We start from the raw sequence: 16,357 nt of genomic DNA, 5'->3' as shown, positions 1-16,357 counted from the left end.
GAGCAAAGCCGGGTTGTTAGGGGGCGGCGATTGGCCCCCTAACACGGACGCCCGCACAATGCCTATGTGAGAAATAGTGCATTAGGCGGACGTAACTTAACACCGGATAAAACCTTACACCGAACTAATATCGAATTAATCCTGAGTATCTCACCCTATAGTCATTAAACTCGCATTTCCCCCGCAGCGGCGGTATTCACGCTCAGCGAACGTTCTAACAACAAACGCTCAAGCAGAATGCCTGTTTCACCGTGTGAGAAGCCTTGTACGGACACAATCGCACCCGGGCGTTCAGCGATTTGTTCACACAGGCTGCGTAGCTGATCGGAGTCACCGTGATAGATCACCGCGTCAAACCCGACACCATCGGCATCCCATGATTTAGCCACGTTGATCTGCTGCTGTATGGCTGCTGGCAAGCGACGATAAAGGGTGCGTTGAACCTCGCTGTCTATCCACTGAACTCGGCTGCCTACCGCAAGCACGGCGGCTAACTGAATCAAGGCATCTTGTTCATTACTGAATAGGCACAGCACGCGTTCGCGTGGGAGCAGGGCGTAGGTGTTGCGTTCGCCGGTCGGGCCTTGTAGCAGACGAACGGTGCCACCCTGCGACCAATCACCAAACTCTTGGCAATGCTGGGCAAGGTCGGTCATTTTCTCTTGCTGCGCCCAGGTTAAGAGTGCCTGATGAGCGGCCAATAGCGGTTGGCGTTGCGTTGTGTCGATGTTTTGGTCACCGTCGTGACGCGCTAGAGTGCGGCATACGGCGTCGTTAGGGCGGCTAGACAGCAGTCGGTAAACATACAGCGGCCCACCGGCTTTTGGTCCTGTGCCCGAGAGACCTTCTCCGCCGAAAGGTTGCACACCGACTACGGCGCCGACCATATTACGGTTGACGTACTGGTTACCGACTTTAGCCTGCTCGGTGACTTTAATAATGGTTTCATCAATACGAGTATGAATGCCCAACGTTAAGCCATAACCTGCCGCATTGATTTGCTCAATCAGCGCGTCGAGATTCTGGCGGTTGTAGCGAACCACGTGGAGTACCGGCCCAAACACTTCCTGCTCGAGTTCATCAAAGCTTTCAAGCTCAATCAGCGTAGGTTTAACGAAGGTGCCACGTTGCCACTCTTGGCTATCCTGTGAATGGTCAAAGGCGGCCTGATAAACCTCGCGTCCTTTGGCACGCATCGCCTGAATATGGCGGTCAATATTCTCTTTAGCTTCAGCGTCAATCACTGGGCCGATATCGGTTGAGAGGCGTTCAGGATTGCCCATTCGGCATTCCGCCATCGCACCGCGCAGCATTTGCAGGGTGTGATCGGCAATGTCTTCTTGGACGCACAGAATGCGCAGCGCAGAACAACGCTGACCGGCGCTATCAAAGGCCGAGGCCACCACGTCGGTAACAACTTGCTCGGTAAGCGCCGATGAGTCGACGATCATCGCATTCAAACCACCGGTTTCGGCAATCAGCGGCGTGGTGCGTCCTTGAGGATCCAAACGGCCTGAAATATTACGCTGCAATAGGCCTGCAACCGCGGTAGAACCGGTAAACATCACGCCACGTACGCGACTATCACCAACCAGCTTGGCACCCACGGTTTCACCTTCACCCGGCAGCAGCTGTAGCACGCCAGCGGGAACACCGGCTTCTAACAGGATACGAACGGCCTGTGCGGCAACCAGCGGCGTTTGCTCGGCGGGTTTGGCCAATACGCTGTTACCCGCAGCTAATGCGGCGGCCACTTGTCCGGTGAAAATGGCCAGAGGGAAGTTCCATGGGCTGATACAGACCACCGGGCCCAGCGGGCGGTGCGTGTCGTTGGCGAAATCGTTGCGTACCTGCTGAGCGTAATAGCGCAGGAAATCAACGGCCTCACGCACTTCGGCAATGGCGTTGTTGAATGTCTTTCCGGCCTCACGAGCCAATAGGCCTAACAGGCTTTGTAGCTGATCTTCCATTAAGTCTGCGGCGCGCTCTAAAACAGCGGCACGCTGTGCTGGGGGCGTTGAAAACCAGATTGGACCGGCGCTGACGGCGCTAGTCAACGCGGCTTCTACATCAGCTTCGCTGGACGGCGTCACATACCCCACGATGTCACGCGGTTCTGCTGGGTTAACCACGGCCTGAGGCTGTTCTTGGCTCGAGACATCTCCTTCAATGATTGGCGTGCAGCTCCATGGTGTGCTGGCGCTGCTGAGCAGTGCGCTGGAAAGCGACGCTAAGCGCTGTTCGTTGGAGAGGTCTAAACCGCGTGAATTGCGACGATCTTCACCGTAAAGTCCTTGAGGCGATGGAATGCGGGGGTGTGGCAGACCCACCGCGCCTTCTTTGGTTGCCATGGCTTCAACGGCAGAGACCGGGTCGGCAACCAGCTCGTCTAACGGCAGCGTGGTATCGGCAATACGATTAACAAATGAGGTATTCGCCCCGTTTTCTAATAGACGACGAACCAAATAGGCCAGCAGAGTTTCATGCGTGCCGACCGGCGCATAAATACGGCAAGGGCGGTTGAATTTACCGTCGGCAATTTTCCCTACGACCTGATCGTACAGCGGCTCACCCATGCCATGCAGGCATTGGAATTCATACTGGCCCGGATAGTAGTTTTGTCCTGCCAGATGATAAATAGCCGACAACGTATGGGCATTATGCGTAGCAAACTGGGGATATATGGCGTTAGGTACGCCGAGCAGTTTACGGGCGCAGGCCAAATAAGAGACGTCGGTATACACCTTGCGGCTATAAACCGGATAGCCTTCCAGCCCATCAACCTGAGCGCGTTTAATTTCGCTATCCCAGTATGCACCCTTCACCAGACGGATCATCAAACGGCGATGGCTGCGCTGTGCTAAATCGATCACATAGTCAATCACCGCAGGGCAGCGCTTTTGGTAGGCCTGAATAACGAAGCCAATGCCGTTCCAACCGGCGAGGTCGGGTTCAAAGCATAAGCGCTCGAGCAAATCGAGTGAAATTTCAAGGCGGTCCGCTTCTTCAGCATCGATATTAATACCAATATCGTAGCTGCGTGCCAGCAAGGTCAGAGAGAGAAGGCGAGGGTAAAGCTCGTCCATCATGCGTTCGTATTGCGCACGGCTGTAGCGTGGATGTAAGGCTGAAAGCTTGATTGAAATCCCAGGACCTTCATAGATTCCGCGCCCGTTCGATGCTTTGCCGATGGCGTGGATCGCTTGTTGGTATGAAATCATATAGCGTTGGGCATCGGCTTCGGTCAGCGCGGCCTCACCCAGCATGTCGTAAGAGTAACGGAAGCCTTTATCTTCGTGCTTGCGCGCGTTTGCCAGCGCTTCAGCAATGGTCTCGCCCGTCACAAATTGTTCGCCCATCAAGCGCATCGCCATATCCACGCCTTTGCGGATCAGCGGTTCGCCGCTCTTGCTAATAATGCGGTTGAGCGAGTTCGATAGGTTAGATTCGTTGTGGGTTGCCACTAAGCGTCCGGTTAGCAGTAATCCCCACGTCGCGGCATTAACAAACAGCGATGGGCTGCGGCCAAGATGAGAATGCCAGTTGCCGTTGCTGATTTTGTCGCGAATAAGCGCGTCGCGCGTGGCTTTATCGGGAATGCGCAGCAAAGCTTCGGCTAAACACATCAGCGCCACACCTTCCTGTGACGAGAGCGAAAATTCCTGCAAAAGGTTTTGTACTATTCCGGCGCGACCGTTAGCGCTTTTCTGGTTACGCAGTTTTTCCGCGATTTTATACGCCATCTGGTGCGTTGACTGCGCGAGTTCCGGTGCCATACGAGCCTGTTCTAGCAGCATGGAAACGGCTTCATTTTCAGGTCGACGATAGGCCGCCGTGATCGCTGAACGTGAAACCGACTGCGGCAGAATTTGCTCGGCAAAATCGAGGAACGGCTGAAGAGGCTGTTCCTGAGACGTGATGGTTTCTTCGGTGTCGTTAGAAATAGTGTCTGCAGCAGGGAGGGGGAGCTCAGGTAGGGCGCTACCGCTCTCTACTCGCTCAAGATAATTGAAAATGGCTTGTTTGATGACCCAATGCGGCGTGCGATCGATTTGCTGTGCGGCGGCTTTAATACGATCTCGAGTCGCTTCATCAAGTTTTACACCCATAGTGGTGGTGCCCATGCCGTCCTACTCCGTTTTATTTTTTTAAGGTAGAGCCTGAGCATATCCCGTTCATTATGAATGTTGCAACTTTGTGCAACCTTGTTAAATGACTTAAGTGTTCAATGTGTGAAATAGCGCAGGTTTTGTGCTAGCGAATAGAATGCGAACAATGTGAACATCAGTTTGAAGGTTGCACGTAGAGTTAAATAATTCATTATAATTTAAAGGGATATTTTTCTGTTCGATCTGCGCTGGCGCATGCAAATGGATTTGAGTTGCAACCGGTCGCCGCATAAAATGTGATGGGTGGTAAACTTTGTGTAACTTTTAAGTTAAAAAACTTGTTAATGAAACTCGCCTGTTCATAAGATGCCGCGTTTAGATTTTCCTTATTGGTTTTATTTGAGATGGGGTTCGGCCATGTCATCGTTCCGATGTGGCCGATTTTTAAAACGAAACAATTTGCATAAAAAAGCCTGAATCTTGGGCATAAATAAAATACGGAGACACCTGCATGATAAGTACACCGATGTTGGTGACCTTTTTGGTCTACATCTTGGGAATGATCGTCATTGGTTTAGTGGCTTATCGCGCCACGAATAATTTTGATGACTATATTTTGGGCGGACGTAGTTTAGGTAGCGTCGTCACTGCGCTGTCGGCTGGGGCTTCCGATATGAGCGGCTGGCTGTTGATGGGACTGCCCGGCGCTATTTATCTTTCAGGGATCTCTGAAAGCTGGATCGCGATTGGCTTAACCGTGGGGGCGTATCTGAACTGGAAGCTGGTGGCGGGGCGTTTGCGTGTTCACACCGAGGCCAATAATAACGCGCTGACGCTGCCGGATTATTTCACGAGTCGTTTTGAAGACAGCAGCAAACTGCTGCGAGTGATCTCGGCGATAGTCATTTTGGTGTTCTTCACCATCTATTGTGCTTCTGGCATTGTGGCAGGTGCTCGCCTGTTTGAAAGTACTTTCGGAATGAGTTACGAGACCGCGTTGTGGGCAGGTGCGGCGGCAACGATTATCTATACCTTTATTGGTGGTTTCTTGGCGGTAAGCTGGACGGACACCGTTCAAGCCAGTCTGATGATTTTTGCGCTTATCTTAACGCCGGTTATTGTCATTTTAGCCGTGGGCGGCATTGATACATCGATGCTGGTGATTGAAGCTAAAAACCCAGCAAACCTCGATATGTTCAAGGGGCTGAATCTGATCGCGATTATCTCATTGATGGGATGGGGTCTAGGCTACTTTGGTCAGCCACATATCTTGGCGCGCTTCATGGCGGCTGATTCACACCATACTATTCGTAAAGCACGCCGGATCAGCATGACATGGATGATTTTGTGCCTAGGTGGCGCGGTGGCGGTGGGCTTCTTCGGTATTGCCTACTTTGAGAATAACCCAAGCCAAGCGGGAACCGTTTCTGAAAACGGCGAGCGTGTCTTTATCGAGCTAGCGAAGATCTTATTTAACCCGTGGATTGCGGGAATATTGCTGTCGGCAATTCTTGCTGCGGTAATGAGTACGCTAAGCTGTCAGCTGCTAGTGTGTTCTAGTGCGATAACCGAAGACTTATATAAGGCTTTCTTCCGCAAAAAAGCCTCTCAGCGCGAGCTGGTTTGGGTGGGACGTTTAATGGTGCTGTTGGTGGCGTTGATTGCTATTGCGCTGGCTGCAAATCCTGAAAACCGTGTATTAGGCTTGGTGAGCTATGCGTGGGCAGGCTTTGGTGCAGCGTTTGGTCCGGTCGTTCTGATTTCGGTCATGTGGTCAAGGATGACGCGCAACGGTGCGCTGGTGGGAATGATTATCGGTGCGGCGACGGTCATTATATGGAAACAGTATGGCTGGTTTAATTTGTACGAAATTATTCCTGGCTTTATTTTTGCCAGCGTTGCAATTGTGGTAGTGAGCCTGATGGGTAAAACACCTTCTCAAACGATTCAAACGCGCTTTGCTGATGCGGAAGCAGAATTTAAGACCGTTTAATTATTGAGAACTGCGGTAGCGAAAGGGAATGCTTGAAAAGGCATTTCCTTTTTTATTTTGAGCAAAGCATATTGTCTTAAACTTTATCCGGCAGAATAACCTGTTTTTCAATCCGCATTTTGTCCCCGTCGCTTAATACGATAGTGACCTGTAGCCAGTCTCCTTGTTGAACGGGGAAACTCATCTGACCCAAAGCTTGCTTTTGATTTGCCATGAGCTGAATAGCCCCTTTTTGCCGAGAAGTGCTTTCACCATGGATACCACGGCGAATCACATCAACGTCAATATTACACAGGCACGATGTAGTGACAGAAGCCATGGGCGTAAGAATATAATATTGACCATCTTGTGTCGTATCAAACCAAAGCTGGTTAGATAGCAGGGAAGCGATAAGTAGCGTATGCATTTTAGGCTCCGAATAAAAAAATAAAACAGGGCTTAGCCCTGTTTTATAGGATGGAGACGTAACTAGTTCTGGCTTACAAAGGAAACGTTGCCAAGACCAATCTGGTTGACGTTAGAGTAGGAGAAGTTAGCATTCTGGCTGCTGTTGGCGTAGTTAGATGCACCATTTTGGCGAACGACAATCACGGCTGCATCACCATTTTGCGTAGTGACGGCGTTGTTTAAACCAAGGCCAGACTGCGATACGGCTGTTTTAGAGAAGTCACCGTTTTGACTGGTTGTTGCTGAATTACCGACGAGGCCGCTTTGTGAAATTTCGGTGACTGACCAATCACCATTTTGACTCGAGGTCGCAGAGTGGCCATTGCCGCTCTGGTTAATGTCAACCAAGCTGATATTCCCGTTTTGATTGACCGTGGCGCTATTATTACTACCGCCAAGGAATCCACCTGATTGTGATACTGAGGTTTTGGATAAAATAGCGGAGTCTTGGTTGACGTTAGAGTAGTTATTACTACCTTGCTGGTAAACTTGAACTTCTCCGCCTAATGCGCCTGTTTGAGGTGTGAATTGAAATACGTAAGCCGGGTTGGTTAATGCCATAGCATTACTCATAGCGAAGACAAAGCTTGATGCGGCGATGATTTTCCACTTATTCATGATGTTACCCCGTTGGTTATAGAATCAGATGTGTGTATCAGATAAACGATAACTAATGTTGTGTAACTCTAATGGCCATGCCTGATGCATTTTGTACTACACCGGCGGACCGGTTCGTACCCGTTTGGTTAATTTGCGTTATATTATTTTTCCCGATAGAAAAAATATAAGCAGAGTTACCAAAGCTGTCTTGAATGATGGTGTCATTATTCCCACTGCCTAGCTGAGCAATAACGGCGGTGTTATTACTGCTAAGCTGTGTTATATCCGCAGAATTCCCCGTGCCACGCTGGGCAATTAACGCATTGTTATTGCTGCTTGACTGATTGATTCTGCCTTGGTTTCCGTTTCCTTGCTGAACAATAACCGCGTGGTTATTGATCCCTTGTTGATTTGAATATGCTCTATTACCACTTCCTATTTGATTAATTGCCGTGCTTTGGCTGTAATTACTGTTAATATCACTAAAGCCTGTGATTATTTCAGAACGTGCCAAATCACTATTCGCTATAGCCAAATAAGGCGTAAGTAGCAGAGCGGTTGCTAAAACTAACTTTTTCATGTTGCCGTCCTAACGTAATTCGGTCAGTAAGAAAACAAGCCTGTAAAGCGCTCACCTGATTTCCTGATGTATTTTTCAGGAATATTCCGATTTACGATTTGAGTATGTACGGAAGAAAAATTAAATATCTCACCTATAAGTTGTATTTTGAAAAGAAGGCGTCATGAAAAAGTATTATTTTTGTCGTTTACTTCTTGTTAGCAAAAGAAAATAAAAGTTTTACTTTTTCTACCTATAGATTTACGTAAAGAAACAAGCGTTGCTTGTATTGGATGGTCGATCCCACACATATAGTCCATGAGATATCGCAAGGGTTGTCAACACAGCAAGCACCCATATCAAATTCATGCGGAAGCATGACGTCTAGCTTGATGAATAATGACTTTGTAAAGATACAATCGTGATACCACTTACCTAAGAAAAATAAATGAATATATACCAAGCAAGCTAACTAAAAGTGAGTATGCATGTTACATGTTTTGCTTAATTATCTATTTAATAACGGTTTTTATTTTTTACTGTAGCTTATCGACTAATGATGAGTTTATTCTTAGTGCTGAAATATGAAAGGATTATTAAGCGTTCCTAGTATTTAAATTAACCATAAGAATTATTTATAAATATCATGAAACATTTTGAAACACAAATAGCACTTGCGCTGGATGCGCCAATGTCTAGATTGAATCATGTAATATGCCCGAAGAAAACGATGGTATATACAATTTAACTCTGTGCATTAGTCATTATTTTGTGCACTGTCTTTTACACAGCAGCGGAAATGTAGCGCGTCATCAATCTGTTATTTATAAAGCAGAGAGCGCTGCGCGTCGCATCTAGGTAGGTTGTTATTATGCTTAATGAAGCAGCGAATCAAAACTACTCATTAGTTTTAATTACTAGGCCGTCTTTACAGGCGACTGCGCTACTGCACCAAATTAAGTCCATATTAGATGTAAATGCAAAAATACATAACATCAACAAATATTTAAATGATTCAACTGAAAATACATTATTTCTGTTTGATTTGATGGAAGCAGACAGACGAACGACTGTCCTGTGGCAATCAGAACTTAGCCGCTGCCGAGAAAAAAATAGATTGCTTCTGTTAAATACACCGGATGACTATCAATGCCAAGATATCGGCTCATGGCCAAATATTAGCGCTGTATTTTATTTGTCTATGGATGAGCGATCTTTGGTTGAGGGGATCAAAAGCGTCATAAATGGAGAATGTTATTTTAGTCAGAGCGTTGCGAGCTATCTTATTAGTCAATCTTCGCATTATCGTTATCACAGCCAAGAATCAACAGGGTTAACTAATAGAGAGAAAGAAATTCTCAACAAATTGCGCGTAGGTGCCTCAAATACGGAAATAGCGCGGCTATTGTTTATCAGTGAAAATACGGTCAAAACACATCTCTACAATCTGTTTAAAAAAATATCGGTGAAAAACCGAACACAGGCCGTTTCATGGGCTAACGATAATCTCAGGCGTTGAACGATGAAAAAAATACTTATTTTTATTCTCTTTGCCTCTTTGAGCTGCGGGGCAAAGCAGGTCACTGCGGCTGAAATTGAAGTTCCAGGTTTAATTACTGATCACACGGTAACGTCAGTTGGCCATGCATTTTATCGAGATTTTAGTGACAACTGGGAAAAGGAATATCCCGGAACACTCACTATCAGTGAAAGACCCAGTGCGCGCTGGGGAAGTTGGATCACGATTAAAATTGAACAGGATACAGTTTATCAAACCTTTTTATTCCCAAACAAACGTAGCTTTGACAAAGACGTCGCCGTGGCCATTGAGAGCGTAAGTGAATCTTTATCGCGCCGAACTATTGATAAAGCGCTGCTCAATACGGGTGACTTAACCGCTGATGAGTTTTAAGGAGTGCCCATGCGAATTTTCTATATAGCTCTGATTGCTTTGCTTATATCTCCGCAGTCCTGGGGGGGCAATATGGTTTTTCAATTTGTTAACCCTAACTTTGGTGGAAACCCAAACAATGGCTCGTTCCTATTAAACGAAGCCAATGCGCAAAATTCATATAAAGATCCCAATGGCTATGACTTTGATACTTCAACGCCTTCACCGTTGGATAATTTTACTTCCGTGATTCAATCTCAATTGCTAGGAAATCTGATGGGAAATATCAGCCAAGGGAAACCGGGACGGTTAGTGACTAAGGATTTTATTGTCGATGTGAAAAATACCGATGGGCGATTAACGATGAATATTCTTGATCGCACAACGGGAAAATCCTCAACCATCGAAGTTGATGGGCTCTCCAGCATTAAAACCAATTAGAACGGGATGATGAGCCATGCGCAGCTATTTATTGATCATTTCGGTGCTTTTTTTAAGCGGATGTTTAACGGCACCACCTAAACAAGCCGCGAAACCAACGTTAATGCCCGAGCACAAAGCTATCAAGATTTAACGCATTTGCCGGAGCCAGCAGGTAAGCTATTTGTTTCGGTTTACAATATTCAAGATGAGACGGGGCAGTTTAAACCTTATCCAGCCAGTAACTTTTCTACCGCGGTACCACAAAGTGCAACCGCTATGCTAGTTTCCGCATTAAAGGATTCCGGGTGGTTTATTCCTTTAGAACGCCAAGGATTGCAGAACCTGCTAAATGAGCGAAAAATTATTCGTGCAGCACAAGAGAATGGCACCGCCGCCGTAAATAACCAGCATCAGCTTTCTTCCTTAGTTGCGGCGAATGTGTTGGTTGAAGGATCGATTATTGGCTATGAAAGCAATGTGAAATCTGGGGGAGCAGGGGCAAGATTCTTTGGTATTGGCGCCAGCACGCAATATCAGCTTGATCAGATTGCGGTTAACCTGCGCGTAGTTGATGTGAATACAGGACAGGTTTTATCGTCGGTAAATACCAGCAAAACTATTTTGTCTTATGAAGTGCAGGCTGGCGTGTTTCGATATATAGATTACCAGCGTCTGCTTGAAGGCGAAATTGGTTACACCACTAATGAACCCGTTATGCTTTGTGTGATGTCAGCGATAGAAACAGGTGTTATCTACTTAGTGAATGATGGTATCAATCGTAATCTTTGGACGCTGAAAAACCCGCAGGATGCTAAATCATCCGTGCTTGAACGCTATAAGAGTACGATTGTTCCTATCGCGTCATAGCATGCTTTTTTGAGCCAGCTAAACGGCTGGCTTTTTTATTTTATAGATATGTCAGTACGTTAGGGGAGATACGCTTCGTACAGCTCTGATTAAACGGCAGGGTTTTATTGCCTAATCCTTAGATTACAATATGTTGAGGCGGTAGAGGCTTGAAACTTTCGTCAAGCGATCCTATCCTTGGAGGCTACGAGCAAGTGGTAACAGAGAAACGTGTTCGGCACCTCCATGTAGCGCGTGTCTTTTCGTGCCGAGTGCGTTTCATCTGTTAGCATTATGTGCTGTTTGATAGATCTGACATAAGTCTGTAGAGCCTTAGTTTAAGTTTCTTCTGATATTGTTGGCCTAGCCCACGTTAACAGCGACACATTCCTCTATCTAACTGCCGATGAAAACAAAACTACTGCTTATCCTATCCTGCCTCGTTGGATTCCTTATCTTCTGCTATATGATGGTTTTTGCCGTGGATAAAACGTGCGAAAGAATGCAGATTTTTACTGAAGTCTGCCAAAAAGCAGATATTTCTAAGCCGCATATCAATCCATAAAAAATAATGTGAAATTTTTCTGCTAAAAAAGGCAATTAGTCAAAGATCGTATAGAATTTAACTAAGCGGTTTATGAGAGTTGTTGCATAAATGGTGCTTATGTAATGGACATTAGACTAATAGACTGATTTTCAAGATTATCCCAGAATAATCTCAATAAGTTTTTCTTGAGAAAAAATGAAACTTGTGGAGAATACATAAAAAAATTGGATACCTATTTAATTAAGCTTATTTCTTAACACGGGATGTGTGGGGATTAGGTTTATTTTGACATGGATGTAAGAATCGTTTGTACGCGGAGAGAGTTAAGCAAGCGATCTTTTGCTTTTTATTTTCATATAGAACATAGCCTGATCAAAGTGCCTATAAAAGATACGGTATTGGCAGCGGAATAAACATATCGCTGCTAATAAACCCTTATTTTGATTGCTGAGGTAGTAATGTTTAAAAAATTATCGGCAGAGTTTTTTGGTACGCTCTGGCTAGTATTTGGTGGCTGTGGTAGCGCCGTATTAGCCGCAGGCTTTCCTGAGTTAGGTATTGGTTTTGCCGGTGTTGCATTGGCATTTGGCCTGACCGTTTTGACTATGGCGTATGCTGTAGGCCATATTTCTGGTGGGCATTTCAATCCAGCGGTGACTTTAGGTTTGTGGGCCGGCGGTCGTTTTAGTGCGAAAGAAGTTGTGCCGTATATTGTCGCTCAGGTTATTGGTGGTATCGTTGGTGCCGCTATTCTGTATGTCATTGCAAGTGGCAAGGCGGGCTTTGATGCAACGGCGAGCGGCTTTGCATCTAATGGTTTTGGCGAACATTCACCTGGCGGGTTCTCCCTGCAGGCAGCTATTGTGGCTGAAATTGTTCTGACAGCTTTCTTCTTAATCGTTATTCATGGTGTGACTGATAAACGTGCTCCAGCTGGCTTTGCACCTTTAGCGATTGGGTTAGCGTTAACCTTGATTCACCTGATCAGCATTCCGGTGACGAATACCTCGGTAAACCCCGCACGTAGTACTGCCGTTGCTATCTTCCAAGGCACTTGGGCGCTGCAACAGCTGTGGGTATTCTGGGTAATGCCAATTATTGGCGGGATTATTGGTGGCTTGATTTATCGTCACCTACTTGAGAAAAAAGATTAATCTTAGTTATTTCTCAAAAGAAAAGCCTGAGCATTAATGTTCAGGCTTTTTTGCATATATAAAAGAGTGACGACTGGTCTCAATGCTTGTTAATGTCCAAGTAAGATGAGATCTTGAGGGGCATAAGCGTTAGAATCACCATGACAAAGTACACATTTTGCCGCGCGAACTTTTTCTCTTGCCAATTTTTCATCGTTAATTGCTGTGATCACCATGACTCTACGTGTGCCATTTTCAATAACATGAGCACCAACACGTAAAGGATTTCTGTTTCTATCATAGGCAATATTCATACAGATACTCCATCAAAAGTAAGCCATGTTTGAGATGGTAACTCTTGGGATTATGCAAATAAAGTTGTTGCTTAGCTCTATTTGTAATATGAATAAATTCTTTAATTTTTGTTTAGAATAAAACCAGAAAAAGAAAAATCTTATAAACAAACAGCAGTATTTTATGAGGCTATTTAACTATTTCAGCGTTTGTTTTTTCATCGAAACCTCTCTTTTTATCTGAAAATACACTCTTGATAAAATGATAACCCTAAATGGTTAGCTTATTTCTCCTGAAGGTAGTTTAGGGGCCTAGGAAAGCGTATCCTTTAAAAAAGGTAAATATTTTCCTAACAAAAATCACCTTCAGCAAATCACGCTGCCATTTTTAGGAGTGTCACCATGAATAAAACACCTCGCACGGTTACTTCACCGAAAAAATTTGTCATTGGACGTGGTCTTCTTCAGCAGATGCATGATTACGTGAAAGATTTTGGCGATAATGCGTTTATTATCAGCGATGAATTTATTTTACAGCGCGTGAATGACGAAGCTATCGCTGGGCTTAAACAAGCCGGATTGAAGGGCGTAAGTGAGAAATTCAATTATGAGTGTACCGAAGTTGAGATCAAACGTTTAGGTGCTTTAGCCGAGGCTCAGCAGGCTAATGTTATCGTCGGTATTGGCGGTGGTAAAACGTTGGACTCTGCAAAAGCCGTTGCTTATTACCATAAACTTCCCGTCATTTTGTTCCCAACGATTGCCTCTACCGACGCACCGTGCACTGCATTGGCCGTTATTTATACCGAGCAAGGCGAGTTTGAGCGCTATCTATTCCTGCCACAAAATCCAGATGCCGTTATTGCGGATACATCCATTATTGCCGCCGCTCCGGTGCGTTTCTTTGCCGCCGGCGTGGGCGATGCATTAGCCACTTACTTTGAAGCTCGCGCCTGCTATGCCGCTGACGGTGTCAATTTAGTCTTGAAAAAGCCTTCCCGCACGGGTCTGGGTTTAGCGCAACTTTGCTATCAACTGCTAAGTGAAAACGTCGATGCAGCCATGGATGCGGTGAAAAATAAAGTCTCCACACCCGCTTTGGAACAAACCATTGAAGCGACGATTTACCTCAGCGGCGTTGGTGCAGAAGCCGGTGGCTTAGCCGCGGCTCACGCGGTAAACAATGGTATGTCAGCGGTACCTGATTTACATCGCGCGCAGCACGGTGAAAAAGTGGTGTTTGGCCTGCTCACTCAGTTGGTGCTGGAGAATGCACCGCGTGCAGAAATCGACGAAGTCGTGCGCATTATCAAAGTTGCTGGTTTGCCACTGACGCTGCAGGACATGGGTCTGAAAACATTTGTTGAGGCCGAATGGCGCAAGGTAGCAGAAATTGCCTGCGCAGACGGTGATACCATGGGCAATATGCCGATGGAATTGACGGTGGATGACGTTTATGAAGCGATGGTTGCCGCGAACGCGCTGGCTGAGCGCTACAAAAACGCATAACCAAGATTATTTGTGTGAAGCGGCCTCAGGGCCGCTTTTTTGTGCGCATTACATCAGTAATGTGCCACATTGAGATGCCGATCGGGTTGTGGTGATTGTAATCATTGTGTTAACTGCGGGATAATAAATATAGATACAAATAGTCTGTACCCGCAGTTCTCACCCTGTGAAGCCGGAAAGCACCTATGCAAAAAGTACCCCTTTATAATTAGAGGGTATATTTTGGATTTAGCTCAAGAATCAACAGGCTAAAAACACGTAAGGTGGTGGTGTTTTCTTTACACAGTGAGCCGGCGAAGAACAGGCCGCGTGAGTGTGAATCTACTGAAGCTGATGTTGCAAGTGAGAAAAAAATGTCAAATAAGCCATTTCATTACCAAGATCCGTTCCCGCTGAAAAAAGACGAGACTGAATACTATCTGTTAAGTCGAGATCATGTGTCCGTTGCCGAGTTTGAAGGGCAAGAAATCCTGAAGGTTGAGCCGCAGGCGCTGACTCTCCTTGCACAGCATGCTTTCCACGATGCTTCTTTCATGCTGCGTCCTGCACATCAGCAGCAAGTCGCCCAAATTCTGGACGATCCAGAAGCCAGCGAGAACGATAAGTATGTTGCCCTGCAATTTCTGCGCAACTCAGAGATCGCGGCAAAAGGCATTCTGCCTACCTGTCAGGATACGGGCACGGCTATTATCGTAGGCAAAAAAGGCCAGCGAGTATGGACCGGCGGCGGTGACGAAGCGGCACTGTCTCGTGGTGTCTACAACACTTATATTGAAGATAACCTGCGCTATTCGCAAAATGCGGCGCTGGATATGTATAAAGAAGTGAATACCGGCAGCAACCTGCCTGCACAAATTGATTTATACAGCGTCGATGGCGATGAGTATAAATTCCTATGCATTGCTAAAGGTGGCGGTTCTGCGAACAAAACCTATCTCTACCAGGAAACCAAAGCGCTATTAACGCCAGGCAAGCTCAAAAACTATCTGGTGGATAAAATGCGTACCTTAGGTACAGCAGCCTGTCCTCCTTATCACGTTGCGTTTGTTATTGGCGGCACCTCGGCTGAATCTACGCTAAAAACCGTGAAGCTGGCCTCGACGAAATATTATGACGGCTTGCCAACCGAAGGTAATGAGCATGGTCAGGCCTTCCGTGATATCGAGTTGGAACAAGAACTGCTGAAAGAAGCGCAGAATCTGGGGCTGGGTGCTCAGTTTGGTGGGAAATATTTCGCTCATGACGTGCGCGTTATTCGTTTGCCTCGCCACGGCGCATCGTGTCCTGTTGGTATGGGGGTTTCCTGTTCTGCGGATCGAAATATTAAGGCGAAAATTAACCGCGATGGTATTTGGATTGAAAAACTGGAAAGCAATCCGGGTAAATACATTCCTGAACACCTGCGTAAAGCCGGTGAGGGCGAAGCGGTTAAGGTTGATTTGAACCGTCCGATGTCTGAAATATTGCTGCAGCTTTCTCAGTATCCGGTTTCCACCCGTCTGTCGCTGAGCGGAACTATTGTTGTTGGTCGTGATATTGCCCATGCGAAGCTGAAAGAGCGCTTAGATAACGGTGAAGACCTGCCTCAATACGTTAAAGATCATCCTATTTATTATGCGGGCCCGGCTAAAACTCCAGAAGGTTATGCGTCTGGTTCTTTAGGCCCAACAACGGCTGGCCGTATGGACTCGTACGTTGATCTGCTTCAGGCCAACGGCGGCAGCATGGTGATGTTGGCAAAAGGTAATCGCAGCCAGCAAGTCACGGATGCGTGTAAAAAACACGGTGGTTTCTACCTCGGCAGTATTGGTGGCCCAGCGGCGGTGCTGGCTCAGCAGAGTATTAAGAGCCTTGAGTGTCTGGAATACCCAGAGCTGGGTATGGAAGCTATTTGGAAAATTGAAGTTGAAGATTTCCCTGCGTTTATTTTAGTTGATGACAAAGGTAACGACTTCTTCCAAGTGATCCAATCAGAGCAGTGTACGCGCTGCGTGAAATAACTGATTG

12 protein-coding genes and 1 pseudogene are annotated in these 16,357 nt (G+C 46.4%); 8 read left to right on the top strand and 5 right to left on the bottom strand.

Annotated features, from left to right (window positions below; genetic code table 11):
- Positions 1-164: 164 nt before the first annotated feature.
- Positions 165-4,124 carry a trifunctional transcriptional regulator/proline dehydrogenase/L-glutamate gamma-semialdehyde dehydrogenase gene (gene putA / locus CPY98_RS12460; RefSeq protein ID WP_369828224.1) on the bottom strand — a complete coding sequence of 1,320 codons (3,960 nt, stop codon included), beginning with the start codon at positions 4,122-4,124 and terminating at the stop codon, positions 165-167.
- A gap of 496 nt (positions 4,125-4,620) precedes the next feature.
- Here putA and putP point away from each other — a divergent pair, with 496 nt between their 5' ends.
- The gene (gene putP / locus CPY98_RS12455) at positions 4,621-6,102 is read left to right on the top strand and encodes a sodium/proline symporter PutP (protein WP_025797231.1); all 1,482 of its coding nucleotides are present in this window, start codon (positions 4,621-4,623) and stop codon (positions 6,100-6,102) included.
- A 76-nt stretch (positions 6,103-6,178) separates the two neighbouring features.
- Here the strand turns inward: putP and csgC are convergent, their stop codons facing one another.
- From csgC to CPY98_RS12440, 3 genes are all read right to left on the bottom strand, one after another.
- A complete protein-coding gene (gene csgC / locus CPY98_RS12450; RefSeq protein WP_043493726.1) occupies positions 6,179-6,508 on the bottom strand; it encodes a curli assembly chaperone CsgC in 330 nt (109 codons plus the stop codon).
- Positions 6,509-6,570: 62 nt separating this feature from the next.
- On the bottom strand, positions 6,571-7,167 hold the full coding sequence (locus CPY98_RS12445; RefSeq protein ID WP_025797226.1) for a major curlin subunit CsgA domain protein: 597 nt from the start codon (positions 7,165-7,167) through the stop codon (positions 6,571-6,573).
- Positions 7,168-7,219: 52 nt separating this feature from the next.
- Entirely contained in the window at positions 7,220-7,729 is a 510-nt protein-coding gene (locus tag CPY98_RS12440) for a curlin (protein ID WP_043493723.1), read from the bottom strand.
- Between the two features lie 850 nt (positions 7,730-8,579).
- Between CPY98_RS12440 and csgD the strand changes: the two genes are divergently transcribed.
- The 5 genes and pseudogenes from csgD (at position 8,580) to aqpZ (ending at position 12,569) form a co-directional block, all read left to right on the top strand.
- Positions 8,580-9,227 carry a biofilm master transcriptional regulator CsgD gene (gene csgD / locus CPY98_RS12435; protein WP_096387920.1) on the top strand — a complete coding sequence of 216 codons (648 nt, stop codon included), beginning with the start codon at positions 8,580-8,582 and terminating at the stop codon, positions 9,225-9,227.
- A 3-nt stretch (positions 9,228-9,230) separates the two neighbouring features.
- On the top strand, positions 9,231-9,620 hold the full coding sequence (csgE, locus tag CPY98_RS12430) for a curli production assembly/transport protein CsgE (protein ID WP_040046499.1): 390 nt from the start codon (positions 9,231-9,233) through the stop codon (positions 9,618-9,620).
- 9 nt (positions 9,621-9,629) lie between these two features.
- On the top strand, positions 9,630-10,040 hold the full coding sequence (gene csgF / locus CPY98_RS12425; RefSeq protein WP_043493715.1) for a curli production assembly/transport protein CsgF: 411 nt from the start codon (positions 9,630-9,632) through the stop codon (positions 10,038-10,040).
- A 16-nt stretch (positions 10,041-10,056) separates the two neighbouring features.
- Positions 10,057-10,889: pseudogene (csgG, locus tag CPY98_RS12420) on the top strand (curli production assembly/transport protein CsgG).
- Between the two features lie 984 nt (positions 10,890-11,873).
- Complete coding sequence (aqpZ, locus tag CPY98_RS12415) at positions 11,874-12,569, top strand: aquaporin Z (protein WP_043493713.1); 696 nt, start codon at positions 11,874-11,876, stop codon at positions 12,567-12,569.
- A gap of 89 nt (positions 12,570-12,658) precedes the next feature.
- Here aqpZ and CPY98_RS12410 read toward each other — a convergent pair whose 3' ends face one another.
- Positions 12,659-12,862 (bottom strand): putative selenium delivery protein YdfZ, encoded by a 204-nt coding sequence (locus tag CPY98_RS12410; RefSeq protein WP_043493710.1) that lies wholly within the window; start codon positions 12,860-12,862, stop codon positions 12,659-12,661.
- A 381-nt stretch (positions 12,863-13,243) separates the two neighbouring features.
- On the opposite strand from CPY98_RS12410, the gene CPY98_RS12405 reads away from it, so the two are divergent.
- Together CPY98_RS12405 and fumA are read left to right on the top strand one after the other, a co-directional pair.
- Positions 13,244-14,350, top strand: a complete 1,107-nt coding sequence (locus tag CPY98_RS12405) for a glycerol dehydrogenase (protein WP_025797210.1) — start codon at positions 13,244-13,246, stop codon at positions 14,348-14,350.
- 353 nt (positions 14,351-14,703) lie between these two features.
- Entirely contained in the window at positions 14,704-16,350 is a 1,647-nt protein-coding gene (gene fumA, locus CPY98_RS12400; protein ID WP_096387918.1) for a class I fumarate hydratase FumA, read from the top strand.
- The last annotated feature ends 7 nt before the right edge of the window (positions 16,351-16,357 follow it).

Source organism: Hafnia sp. CBA7124 (assembly GCF_002355555.1).
Classification (GTDB): domain Bacteria; phylum Pseudomonadota; class Gammaproteobacteria; order Enterobacterales; family Enterobacteriaceae; genus Hafnia; species Hafnia alvei.
This window is presented reverse-complemented; position numbering and strand designations above follow the sequence as displayed.